Origin of the sequence: Thiofilum flexile DSM 14609 (assembly GCF_000380185.1) — a bacterium.
In the GTDB taxonomy this organism is placed as follows: domain Bacteria; phylum Pseudomonadota; class Gammaproteobacteria; order Thiotrichales; family Thiotrichaceae; genus Thiofilum; species Thiofilum flexile.
In genome coordinates this window covers 25,164-38,005 of sequence record NZ_KB904780.1, presented here as the reverse complement: position 1 = coordinate 38,005, position 12,842 = coordinate 25,164, and the positions used below count along the sequence as shown (strand labels likewise).

The window sequence follows — 12,842 nt, the reverse complement described above, 5'->3', positions numbered from 1 at the left end:
GAAAATAAAAAAGGCAGGTTTAATACCTGCCTTTTTAGTCTCTACTTTTACTTTAGTGAGCTTAAGAACGAATTAAGCGGTCGCTTTTTCATTCTTATAGTAATAGTAGTCATAGTCATAACCTAAGCGTCCAGAGGTATCAACTTTATTCAATACAATACCCACTAGATTAGAGTTAGCTTGTCTGAGGCGCTTAATCGCGTTTTGTACAGCAGCTACCTTAGTATCACGGCTATTGACCGCTAATAAAGTGCTATCCGCAAGCGAGGACAACAATAATGAATCCGCCAGCCCTAATACGGGTGGGCCATCCAGAATAATAACTTCAAAATTACGCCGTGCTTGATCAATGAACTGTTTTAGGCGTTTAGAAGAAAGCAACTCAACCGGATCTTTTGGTGGCTCACCAGCAGTCATAATATACAGATTATCAGCCTGAGCTTTATGGAGTAGGTTCTCAGATTCTACTTTGCCGCGTAAATAATCGGCTAAACCGACCTTAGCATTCGCCGCTAAAGCTTCACCAAAGGAAGGATTACGTAGATCCGCATCCACTAATAAGGTTTTTACCCCTGCATTAGCATAAGCGAGGGCTAGATTAGAGGCGGTAGTGGTTTTACCTTCATTAGCGCATGCACTCGTCACATAAATCACATGTGAGCTTTGCTGCGTTTCAATCGTGCTAAAACGTAATGTGGTACGCAAAGAGCGGAAAGCTTCCGCAATGGAGGAGCGCGGGTCAGAGACAACTAAGCGAGCAATTTTATGGGCACTGGCGTTATTTTTCGCAGCAGGAATCGCAGCAAGAATAGGGAGACCCGTAGTTTGCTCTAAATCAGCGACATTCTTAATCCCATCGTACATAAACTCTTTTAGGAAGGCAGCAGCCACACCTAATAATAAACCGAGTAAAGTGCCAAAGGCTAAGTTAGTACTGAGTTTAGGTTTGTAACGTGAGGTAGGGACGTCCGCTTTATTCACCACCCAAACATTATTAGTGGTCATGCTACCTGCGAGGTCAATATCTTCAATACGCTTAAGTAAGGACTGGAATACTTCTTGATTATTGCGTGCTTCGCGTTGCAAGGTTTTGTATTCAATCATTTTACTTTGTTGTAGTAGCTGCTCAGCTTGACGCTCAGCCAGTGCTTCACGTAGTCCATTAACCCGCTCGCGAGCGGCCATTTTTTCAGAGTTACTGGCTTTGCCAGAGGTTTCTACCTTAATACGGTCATTTTCCGCTTGAACGACTTGCTCAGTCAGTTTGACAACAATTAGGTCAAGGGTAGTACTGGTATTTTGGGTTTCATAGTTGTCATCTGTACCTAATAGGCCATTTTTACGACCATATTCATTGAGTTGACGTTCTGAGTTTTGCAGCTTTTCTTTGGCATCAGCAATTTTCTTTTCTAAGGCCGCTGTTGTTTCGGTGGTCAAAAAGGAGCGTTTGGACTGATTATTGGTCACAAAATTATTGGCTAAAGCATTAGCAATTTTAGCGGATAATTCAGCGTTAGGCGTTTCTACGTGTACATCGACTAGACGTGAATTGCGAATGGGTTCCACTGTAATATTATCGAGTAAGCTATCGACTAGATTCGTTTCGGCATCCGTACTGCTACGAAACAGAGCCTTAATCTGTCCAAATAGCGAAGGGCTGATAGCTGTTTCATCTAACTGTAACTCTCTAATCGCTTGGACAATAAGTGAGCGGCTACTAATAAGTTCGAGCTGAGTGTCGAAATAGCCGCGCGGATCACGAATATCGCCAGGGCCTAATACATCGGTCTCTGCTAATTTAGCACCTGCTTCCCGTTCGATTTGTACAGTAGCAGTGGCGCGATAAACGGGCGTACTTAAAAAGGTAAATAGTAAAGTTAATAGGATAGTAGTAAGTAATATCCCCAATACCAGACCTTTACGCCGCATCAGCGTTTTCCAAAATTCTCTAAGGTCGAGGTTATCTTGTGTTTTTAATAGCTCACTGCGCTGCGAGATGGATCCGGTGGCTTGCATGGGCTGGCTACTTCCTATGTTTTGCATAAAATATCAATTTATTCAGGTATCATTAAGACAATTACGTCATGGGAGCTGATTATAGCGATTAATCTCAAAAATAATTAGCATCCTGTAATATTTTGTCTCGTCGTGGACAATAATTTTGCACCTAGAACCCAGCACTTAGCTAGTTTTACCGGATGAAATGTAATGTCGATTAATCCAGAGACGTATTGGAGTCTCAAAATAGCGGTAGGACAGGATAGCAAGTAAAGTCAAAATAGCAGCAAAAATATAAAAATGTAATGTGCTGCCTTCGGGAAGAAAGCTAGCGGTTACTTGTTTATAGACCCCATATACAGGGCGCTGCAAAATATAGAGTGAGTAACTAGCCTCGCCTAATAACACCAGAATAGGTAGGCTAAATACTCGACTAATCAAGGTTTTATCTAAAGCTAAGCATACAATAAAGGTAATAAAGAACGGTGCAATCAGTCCATTATTATAGGCAATTTTTACACCCGACCATTGCTCTAGCTGGGCTTGTCCTAAGATAAGTAGGGCAGCTAATAAAGCACTCAGTAACATTACTGTGGTATTAGTTGATACTGAAAATCCATGCCAATAACCTCGGCGAAAATATACCCCTACCACAAAACCCATTACAAAAGTACTGAGATGCATGAAAGGATTATAATAAATAAAATCATGTAGCGGCGGCGTTTGATCATGGCTTTGCATAAATACCCGCGCTTCATAGAGCGGGAGGCCGAGCTGTGTATTCAGGATATTATTCAATAAGCCAAACTGTAGGAATTGAGTAAAGACCCAAAAGAGTATTGCGAATAGGACTAGACTAGCAAAATGGCGCTTTTGTGCCCAAATTAACCACAGCGGAAAGGTTAAATAGAAAAAGGCTTCAACAGACAGCGACCAACCCGGAGAGTTATAACTCAGTGGATACCCACCCGGCACCCATGCTTGTAGCATAGTAATATTTAACAGTGCGGCTAGACCATCAAAACTACCCTTACGTACACTCTCAGCGATCATAAATAGTAGAGCTAAAAGATATACGGGATAAATACGTGCTAGCCGTGCGACCCAATAGCGTCCTTTGTTAAGCGGTGGCTTAGTACGGGGCGAATAATAGGCAATAGCCATAATAAAGCCAGACAATACAAAGAAATAACAAACGGCGATAGGGCCTGCTGTGATCAGAGGATTCAGCCAGTCAATATTAGCAGGCCATGCTTCTCGACCGAAGTGGAAAAACACGACGGTCAAGGCAGCAACATAGCGGGTGAAGGTTAACGATTCGAGTTTCAAAATGACTTCTCAGCTTGAGTACTAATTATACTATTATACTTAGTACGCATTTTTATCATTTAAGGTTTTAAAAGCAGTAGCAAGAATAATTTTTAAGTCTAACCATACACTCCAACGCTGAATGTAGTCTAAATCGTATTCAACTCGTTTTTGCATCTTATATAGGGTATCCGTCTCACCGCGCCAGCCATTGACTTGTGCCCAACCAGTAATGCCTGGTTTCATAGCATGGCGAGTCATATAGCCAGGGATCAGTTGCTTATATTGCTCATTATGAGCGATGGCATGTGGGCGTGGGCCTACAATAGACATATGACCTTGTAATACATTGAAAAATTGGGGCAACTCATCTAAGGAGGTACGTCTTAAGAATGCACCTACCTTAGTGATACGCGCATCACCGCGAGTAGCTTGTTTGACATCTGCGCCATTCTCACACACAGTCATGCTTCTAAATTTCCATACTTGGAATTTTTCACCCCGCAAACCATGGCGATTTTGTTTGAAGAGAATAGGGCCTGGAGATGATATTTTGATCGCCATGCCAATCATGATTAATAGTGGCGCAATCAAGGCTAGGATAATTAGGCTAAGCACAATGTCCTCAACCCGCTTAACAATGGCACTAAAACCCGTTAATGGTTCATCATAGAGACGCACTAAGGGCGTATTCATCATCTCCATGGGGCGGCTATTAAGGATAGTTTTAGTAAATTCATCAGGAATTAAGCGAATAGGTGTCATGGTGTCAGAGAGGCGGTTAATTATATCGTTAGCTCGTGGAGACCAACCAGCCGGTAGTGATAAGTAGATTTGGTCCCAAGTACCACTACGAGCAGCTTCTAGCATGGTTTCTAAATCACCAATATGAGCATATTGACTAGGGATGTGAGGCGTTTCCTGATCAGTAACGGTATAAAAACCAGCAATTTGTAGACCTGTTTCAGGGTGATTATCAATAGATTGAGCAAATTGCAAGGATTGACGGGTAACGCCGGCAATTGCAATAGAGCGATTATTAATACCTAAGGTTTTTAAGGTAGATTGTAAAGCGCGTAGTACATAACGCGAACTAATCAGTAATAGGGGAGTGATGAATAACCAAGCAATCAATATAAAGCGTGAAAATTCATTCGATGCTTTAGCCGCAAAGATAATAAAGATCAGTAATAAAAAGGTAGCTAACCAAGTGACTACCAAACGCATCCCTTCATCACGCATAAACGGACGACCACCCCAAGACGCATAAATCTCGGTAAATCGCCCGACAAAACCAAATAATAATGTCGCTCCTAAACCTGCTACTAAATAAGGGCTTAGGTCATAGGTTTTAGGATATATATAGGCTAAAAGTACTATGCTCAAAACGCTAAGGGCATCCGCGCTGCGATAGACGAGTTCAGAGCTGATTTTTTTATCTACCATCGCTTTACCAATCCGATCTATTCTAGGCCTAACTACTATGAGTAGTAGGGTTTTTATTGTAGAAACCAAAGTGTTAGCACAGGTTTTGTGTGTAAAAACAACACCTGCTGTCGTCACCATAAATCAAGCTATACGACATTAATTATTCAATAACAGTTTGTTTTTAATACAAAACTATCTTTAATAATGTGGTGTAACACTCACTAATTAAGAGAATCAATAGGGCTAATATAGCTTATTTTTCACACTTGTGTCTCAAAAAAACACTTAGTGGTGTTGTTTTCCTGCTAAAAACCCTCAACGGTTAGGTTGAGCTGCCCACTGAACGCGAAGATTCATCTTTTTCCCAGCGATAGCTAGCGAGCTGTTTAAATTGGCGTTTAGCACGAGTACGAATCACCAAGCTAATGAGGATATAAGTCAGTACTGCCACAAAATCTCTACTCAATAAACGTTGACGCAAGATCGAGGAATAAGGTTTAATTTCTTTTTGCGTACACAAGCCTTTAGAGGCCAGTTCCATATTGCCTAATCTAGCTCTAGATTTTATTTTAATCAGGGACTTGAGATTGTGTGGCGCTGCAATATAAATCTTAGCACCTTGTACATTACCGCGCTCATGGCGGGCAAATTGACACCGGACAAATCCGTCATCATTAATGACCGACGGAAATTCTTGAAAGCGTTCATGGCCTTGTTGCGAAATAACATAGCTACAAGTAGCCACTACACCATCACGAATATAGGGGAGACTCAACCATACTTTGTAGTATTGTTGTACGACCCAAGACGATTGAGTGGTATTAATAATAGGTTCGGGAGCTGCTAGCAGTAATTTACCTTTAGCCATTTCCTCAGTAATGCGTTGAATAGAGCCATCACTCAAGCGCGTGTCCGCATCGATATAAAACACAGGCCAGCTAATAATGTGTTTTTCAGCTTCATTCAGGGCATTAACCTTGGACGGCTTAGCAATATCCAAACACAGTATTTGTGGATAATGGGTGCGTACAATATCTGCAGTGTTATCGGTGCAGCCATTACAGGCAACAATAATCTGTGTCACACCTGCTTGATTAACCAAACTATCCAGACAGCGCTGAATGACGGTAGCTTCATTGTGAGCCGGTATAATGAGAGTCGCCATTAACGATACCCCCGCATCCAGTCTGCCCGTTGATCATAGACCGTTTGCCACTCGCGTGCAGCCTCACTATTAGGCTTAAATAATTGATGCATAAAGTGCTTATTCCACACATATAAAAATAATAAGCCTTTATGCACTGGCTGTTGCCAGCCTTGCACATGACGATAAGTCAGCTCAATTTTGCCTTTCATTAGCTTAATCATTTTGCCGGAAAAGCGGGAATGACTCGCACCACCATGATGAATAATGCGTGCCTCTGGTGTTACTATGGGGTGATAACCTAATTTAGCTGCTTTTAAACAAAAATCAGCCTCTTCGGCGTACATAAAAAATTGAGGATCCAGTCCGCCAATTTCATCCCAAAGCTCGCGGGTAGTTAAAAAGAAACAACCAGAAACAATATCCACTTCTTTAACCGAATCACGTTTCCAACAGCCGTAATTAGCCTGATTAAATAAACAAGTATGACTAAAAGTCTTACTTAAGCCAGTTGCACTAAAGAGTAAATTACTAATACTCGGTTTAGACCACGCATGTTGGGAGTTTAAGCTCAGATCATTATTCAGCGTCACACCGCTCCAAATACCGTTTTGTGGGTGTTGTTTAGCAAAGGCCATGAGTTTATCAATAGCACCGGCTAAAATTTTGGTATCAGGATTAAGTAGTAATAAATACTTACCTTGCGAATGTTTTACGCCAATTTGCATCCCACCGGCAAAACCGAGATTAGCACCAGAGTCAATTAGCTTTACTTGTGGAAAACGCTCAGCAATCACTTTTAACGAGTCGTCTTGTGAAGCATTATCAACCACTATTACTTCAATAGCGGTTTGTTGAGTTTGCTCATAAACAGATTGCAAGGCAGTGACAATGAGTTTAGCCGTATTATAAGAAACTAAAATAATACTGAGTTCTGGTGTATTACTATTACTCATGACACAACCCGCCCATAAGCGATAGTATTAATACCCGAACGTACTACTTTAGCGGGATTGCCAGCCACAATACTATTAGCAGGTACATCTCTAGTTACGACACTACCTGCACCGACTATGACATGATCACCCACTGTTACACCGGGCATAATAATAGAGGCACAGCCAATAAAGCAGTTTTTGCCTATTTTGGTTTTTTGGGCAAAAGACCCACCATGGCGCTGAGTCGAATAGTCATGTGCTAAAATAATGGCATCAAAGGCAATATAGGTTTTCTCACCAATTTCTACACATTTAGGATTGGTTTTATCAATTCTAGCCTTAAATGAAATACGCACATCGGGTGCAATTTGCATCCCATAAAAAGCCCTAAACATCCACGTTCTAAGCCATAATAGGCTATCTCGTAAATGAACTAGCCACATAAATACGCGTTGATTCAGGAATCGCAATCTCATCGCTTAATCCTGTAAGTTATTAGAAGTCTTGACATCATTATTAGCCGGGATGACTGGACTTGCCAGATTTTCCGTTGGATGGTCACTATTCCAAGATCGATAGAAACGTGCCCAGCTAATAGCACCTAACATGAAAAACATAATAGGCTGTAAAGTACCAAAGTAATCTACGGTAAAACCTATTAAAATCATAGACATAAAGGAAAGAATCCAAGCAGTCACCATCCACCGACTAGAATCATCATGTAGATGGACTTGATTTAGGATATTAAATACCGCATAGAAGCAGGCTATTAGTAGGACTAATGCGGCAAAAATGCCATGTTGTAAGGCGAGTAATAACCAGAAACTATCAATACTATTACCCATCCACTCCATCCAATAAGGACGCGTCCAATCATGATGAGCAATACCTAAAATAAGATTTTCAGGGATATCATCATCTAAGGTATATTGCCATTGCAACATACGGAAGTAGCCCGTATTAGGATTGAAAGTTAGGTAGGAAATTAAAATCCCAAAGAATCCACGATTAGAAAACGCATTCACTAGCATGGCAAAGGCCATAAAACCTAAAAATGAGGCTACCCAAAATTGCCGTGCGCCATGCCAAAATCTCACTAAAACAGCCGTTGCACCATGGAAAATAATGGATAGCAAGGGTGCAGAGGACATAGTGAGAATCATGGATACAATCAATGCAAAGAGATTGAAAATATAGGCCGGTCTAAAGGTTCTAATCACTAATAAAAAGGCAAATGGGAATAGCGAAGCAGCCAAAGTACCAAATAATAGTGGGTGAATAAAAACACTCGTAGCCCGCATAATAGGGCCACGTAAGTAATCCTCAGTGTAGAGCCGATAGTCTAATGCGGTTTTGCCAGTAATTATTTCTGCCCATTGATGCAGGATACGATGATGGGTAAACGCTTCGTAAATAGTAAAACCTACTAGTAAGGTAATGCCGATAATTAAAATCTGATTAACTTGAAAGAAACGGGCAGGCGTTATCACATACATACGTGCTAAATAAAAAGCACCTAAGGTTTCTAAGGCGTAAAGTCCGGTTGATTCAAGTGCTTTTTGTAAGCCATGATTATGCCAGAAGCTTGCAAAAGATAGTGCAACTAAGGCAATCAGCAATACATCCACCATATCAGCGCGTGGAATAATGACTTTAAAATTAAATAAAGCATAAAGTAGTGCTATACCTAAAATAACACGGTATACCTCAATACGTATGGTACCTGCCATAGTATAAAACTCGGCGGGAATAAATAGTGAGATTAAAAATAAGATAGCGAGTACTCTTAACATGATTTAAGCATAGCTTTTGAGTAATTGTTTATAAAAAAACAGGATGACTACGCCCCCTGTTAAGACTAAGTTTGCAATCAATGTTGCCATCGCAGCACCATTAATTCCATATTTAGGAATTAAAATCAGATGGCTTATAATATTGACTATTAAAGCCGTGACTAATAGTAGGTTTAAGAAGCGTACTTGCTCTTGCATAATAAACATAAAGGAAAAGGTCAAACTGCAGGCTCGAATGAGTTGGCCTAATAGCAATAAGGATAGCACGAAACTCGCCGCTACATATTGTGAACCAAAGGCTAACAGCATCCAGTCACGTACCAGCCAAAGGGCTAGGGTTACTAAGCTCAGTATCCCTATCACTAAGAGGGTACTTTTCCAAAAAAAGGCTTTCAGGTAGTGAGGTTGCTGGCGTTGCATTTTCAATAGTCTAGGATAGATCGTAGCATCTAGCGCACCTAGGAAAAATAGACTAATAAAAGAGAGGCGTGCTGCGGTGGAAAATAAAGCGACCTCATCATTAGTTAATAATAGGCCAGTCATGAGCGTGTCTGCCCACAACATTAAAAACGCAAACATTGAAACAGGTGCCAGCGGTAGTGATTGCTTTAAGAGTTGATCAAACGGAAACTGGTGACTAGAACGTGCGAATAATATGCGTAGCCACGGTTTTAACCAAAAAAAAGAAATAATACCGGCTAAGAATAAAGAGGCTGTATAGATAAGGACATAGTGCTGATGCTCAGCAAAGTTACCCCACCACAGACCTATTAAGAGCAGTAAGGCTATAGCAGGTAGGGTGTTTTGTACTAATAACGAGCTAGAGGTATGGCGTACCGCTTTTAAAAAGGCCGAATTAGTCATAACCCAGTTAAAAGTAATAATGCCCGTGCCAGCCGCCATTAAATAGAGTACCTCAAGCTGCCCATCAAATAACCACTGATTAATATAGGGTGCAAGGACAATCCAAATTAATAAAAAAACGATAGAACTCAGTAGCGTTAGGCGATAAGCAGAATGTAAGTAATGCGCATGACGTTCTGTATTGTGATCAGGTAAACGGGCTATATCCCGTACAATCCACTGTTCTAACCCTAGACGGCTAAAGAGTGATACGCCCGTGACTAAGGTCATCAACATAAAGACCATGCCCGCTTCATTTTTAGGTAATAAGCGAGCAATGAGAATGGCTACCGCAAAATTAAGTCCCACCCCAACAAAACGCGCGACGGTAGATAAAAGACTCTGGATTAAGAGTGAGTCGCGCCGGAGGTTTAACTTCATGCCCGAATCGCTTGATCGATAAAGTCAGTCAGGGCTTGACGGCGTGAGCCTGCTTGGCCTTGGGCGGGTTTTAAGTCGGACATTTGATTTAATAAGGCTAATAGTTGCTCTTGTGTGGTTGCCGTATACACACCGGGCAATTGTCCCATCCACTCTAAGCCATCGGCTTGATGATTATTCCGATGTTCACCTAGCTCAAATTGGCGATTCATCACAATAATTGGTTTATGTGCTTCAACTGCCGTAATAATATTTCCCATACCGGCATGAGAAATAATTAAATCCGCTTGATGGAGGTGCTGATTAAATACATCGGTTGTCATGAATTTTTCATACTGGATGTATTTCGGTAGATATTGTCCCTCAGCAATTTGGGCGATACCTTGATGGAAATTAGCCCCACACCATTCATCGACATAGCGCACTAAACGATCAAAGGGGAATTGAGTACCAACCGCGACAAAGATCATAAAACCGCTCCCTTAAAGAGAATATCTTTGCCATTACTGAGGTGTTCCCATTGGGTGAGGAATACATCGGCTTTGCCAAGTACCATATTGCCAGCGCGTGACAGCTTTTTCACATTGGCAATACTATCCACCCAAATAGTACGTATTCTCAATACCTTACCCAGCATAATAGCAACCGCACCCGGTGCGGCTCCGGTGGAAATAATCGCTTGCGGGCGTTCTTTCAACATAATTCTGAGTAGTTGAAAGGCACAAGGGATTAGTTTCCATTTATCATCCGCACTAACGTCGATAATGGTATAAATCTTTTGCTGCTTAGAAGGCTTAAAGAGCGCATCCGGCATGGCGTAAACGATTTCATAGTTCTGCTCTAAATTAGCACAGATCCGTGTGAGTTGAATCCAATGCCCACCCGGAGATGAAATCGCTAATAATTTAGGTTTTTTGGATGTGCTCATCATGGTTTGCGTAAATAAAAGGCCGCTTGATCGCCTTGATTGAGGGAGTTTAATTCTTGGGCGCGTTTTTCAAATTCTTTGATTTGAGCTGCTGTAAAAATGGATTTTTCTGGGTTTTCTGCCCATGAGCGTTCATCACGTAGCATAATACCCTGTTCATATTGTTCGCTGCCCCAGAATTGGAAAGCATTAGAGTCATAGATGGCTTTGTCTAAGGTAAAACCGCATTGCTCCGCTAATACTTTAATACTCTCAACAGAATGCAAAAATAAATGGCGCGGTGCATCGAGTTGTACCCAATTGATGCCGTAATGTTGCCATGCATAGGAGGTAACGGTAGGGACGCGTAATAGTACCGTGCCATTAGGTGCTAATAGTTCAAAGGCTTTTTTGAGTGTGGCTTGTTGTTCGGGTAGATGCTCAAAAGAGTGATGGAACATAATCACATCCCATTGCCCCTTTTCGCTAAAGAGATCACGCTTTTCAATACGTAAGCCATTAGGGTATTGAATCAAGTCTTGATTAAAAGGATCAAGGCCGAGCAAGTTTTTAAACCCTAATTCACGCAAGGAGTGCAAGAGTAAACCCGCCCCACAGCCAACATCTAACATCCGCGTATTTTCATTCAGATTCAGTGGGCGTAGGGTGGTTAATTTAGCATTCGGACTGAGCAATTGTAGGGCTTTGCCCATCATATTTTTGCCCGTAGCCGCATATTGATCACGCAGTCGGATCAGCGATTGTTTAGCGCCACCCTTGCTATTTGGGGCTACATAGGAGTAGTAATTGCTAGGGTAATGATCAGAAAGATTAGCGGGAATCGTGGTGATTTGTAAGCAGTGGCATTGACTACATTGAAAGTATTCATGCTCTTCTAATTGACCCATCATCATTTCTTTAACCGTATAGGTACGGTGTGAGGCGTTACTATCGCAAATCCGACATTGCATATGTATTACTCCTTATGAGTGCCGAATAGGGCTACATCGCCCGTCCAAAAGCCTTGTTGCTCCAAATACCATGCAACGGTTTTGCGTAAGCCGGTTTGGAAGGTTTCGACTGGACTATATCCCAATTCAGTACAAATCTTATTATTATTAATTGCATAGCGCCGATCGTGTCCGGGACGATCAGTCACATAAGTAATGAGTTGCTTATGTGGCACATGAGGGGAATCTGGAAAGCGTTCATCCATCAAAGCACATAAGGTGTGTACTAAGGATAAATTAGCCTGCTCATTATTGCCGCCAATATTATAAGTCTCACCTACACGACCTTTATGTACAATTAAGTCAATACCACGATTGTGATCTTCTACATAGAGCCAATCGCGGATTTGTTGACCATCACCATAAATAGGTACAGGTTCACCTTTTAATAGCCGTGAAATAGCTAATGGGATTAACTTTTCGGGATATTGATAAGGGCCGTAATTGTTCGAGCAATTACTAGTCGTCGTATTGAGGCCATAGGTATGTTGATACGCACGTACTACATGATCAGAAGCCGCTTTACTCGCCGCATAGGGTGAGTTAGGTGCGTATTGGGTGGTTTCAGTAAAGGCAGGATCCGTAGGCGAAAGCGTGCCATATACTTCGTCAGTAGAGACATGATGAAAGCGATGATGCGTACGTTTTTGCTCATCTAGCCACACTTTTTTGGCAGCTTTGAGCAAACTATGAGTACCATCAATATTGGTTTTTAAAAAGGCGTCCGGGCCATAAATCGAGCGATCTACATGCGATTCAGCAGCAAAATGGACAATAGTCTCAATATCATGCGCTTTGAGTAGCTCTTCAACTAAGGCTTGATCCAGAATATCACCCTGTACAAAACGAAAGCGTGGGTGATTGTGTAAATCGGCTAGATTTTCTTTCCGACCTGCATAGGTGAGGGCATCTAACACAGTTACAGTTTGCTCAGGATATTGATTGAGCCAGTAATAAACAAAGTTAGTACCAATAAAACCAGCGCCGCCAGTCACTAATAAATTGCGAGGTTGATAAGTTTGAGTGGTCATA

General features: G+C 41.6%; 12 protein-coding genes. All 12 read right to left on the bottom strand.

Features of this window, described 5'->3' with window-relative positions:
- Window positions 1–72 precede the first annotated feature (72 nt).
- The 12 genes from A3IK_RS0112255 to rfbB all read right to left on the bottom strand — a co-directional run bounded on the left by A3IK_RS0112255 (window position 73) and on the right by rfbB (window position 12,841).
- On the bottom strand, window positions 73–2,016 hold the full coding sequence (locus A3IK_RS0112255) for a polysaccharide biosynthesis tyrosine autokinase (protein ID WP_020560278.1): 1,944 nt from the start codon (window positions 2,014–2,016) through the stop codon (window positions 73–75).
- Window positions 2,017–2,181: 165 nt separating this feature from the next.
- Window positions 2,182–3,327 carry an acyltransferase family protein gene (locus tag A3IK_RS20430; protein WP_020560277.1) on the bottom strand — a complete coding sequence of 382 codons (1,146 nt, stop codon included), beginning with the start codon at window positions 3,325–3,327 and terminating at the stop codon, window positions 2,182–2,184.
- A gap of 39 nt (window positions 3,328–3,366) precedes the next feature.
- Window positions 3,367–4,752 carry an undecaprenyl-phosphate glucose phosphotransferase gene (locus A3IK_RS0112245; protein WP_020560276.1) on the bottom strand — a complete coding sequence of 462 codons (1,386 nt, stop codon included), beginning with the start codon at window positions 4,750–4,752 and terminating at the stop codon, window positions 3,367–3,369.
- Window positions 4,753–5,056: 304 nt separating this feature from the next.
- The gene (locus A3IK_RS0112240; RefSeq protein ID WP_020560275.1) at window positions 5,057–5,899 is read right to left on the bottom strand and encodes a glycosyltransferase; all 843 of its coding nucleotides are present in this window, start codon (window positions 5,897–5,899) and stop codon (window positions 5,057–5,059) included.
- Window positions 5,899–6,834 (bottom strand): glycosyltransferase family 2 protein, encoded by a 936-nt coding sequence (locus A3IK_RS0112235; protein WP_020560274.1) that lies wholly within the window; start codon window positions 6,832–6,834, stop codon window positions 5,899–5,901. Before A3IK_RS0112235 ends, A3IK_RS0112240 begins: the two co-directional genes overlap by 1 nt.
- Window positions 6,831–7,292, bottom strand: a complete 462-nt coding sequence (locus A3IK_RS0112230; RefSeq protein WP_051081565.1) for an acyltransferase — start codon at window positions 7,290–7,292, stop codon at window positions 6,831–6,833. Before A3IK_RS0112230 ends, A3IK_RS0112235 begins: the two co-directional genes overlap by 4 nt.
- Window positions 7,293–7,295: 3 nt before the next feature.
- Complete coding sequence (locus A3IK_RS0112225) at window positions 7,296–8,546, bottom strand: hypothetical protein (RefSeq protein WP_211209444.1); 1,251 nt, start codon at window positions 8,544–8,546, stop codon at window positions 7,296–7,298.
- Between the two features lie 66 nt (window positions 8,547–8,612).
- On the bottom strand, window positions 8,613–9,893 hold the full coding sequence (locus tag A3IK_RS0112220) for an oligosaccharide flippase family protein (protein WP_020560271.1): 1,281 nt from the start codon (window positions 9,891–9,893) through the stop codon (window positions 8,613–8,615).
- Window positions 9,890–10,363: a glycosyltransferase gene (locus A3IK_RS0112215; RefSeq protein WP_020560270.1), complete on the bottom strand. Its 474-nt coding sequence runs from the start codon at window positions 10,361–10,363 to the stop codon at window positions 9,890–9,892. Before A3IK_RS0112215 ends, A3IK_RS0112220 begins: the two co-directional genes overlap by 4 nt.
- The gene (locus A3IK_RS0112210) at window positions 10,360–10,824 is read right to left on the bottom strand and encodes a glycosyltransferase family protein (protein WP_020560269.1); all 465 of its coding nucleotides are present in this window, start codon (window positions 10,822–10,824) and stop codon (window positions 10,360–10,362) included. The genes A3IK_RS0112215 and A3IK_RS0112210 overlap by 4 nt, the downstream gene beginning before the upstream one ends.
- Window positions 10,821–11,771, bottom strand: coding sequence for a class I SAM-dependent methyltransferase (locus A3IK_RS0112205; RefSeq protein ID WP_020560268.1), 951 nt, complete (start codon window positions 11,769–11,771; stop codon window positions 10,821–10,823). Before A3IK_RS0112205 ends, A3IK_RS0112210 begins: the two co-directional genes overlap by 4 nt.
- A 5-nt stretch (window positions 11,772–11,776) precedes the next feature.
- On the bottom strand, window positions 11,777–12,841 hold the full coding sequence (gene rfbB, locus A3IK_RS0112200; protein ID WP_020560267.1) for a dTDP-glucose 4,6-dehydratase: 1,065 nt from the start codon (window positions 12,839–12,841) through the stop codon (window positions 11,777–11,779).
- Window position 12,842: the final 1 nt, after the last annotated feature.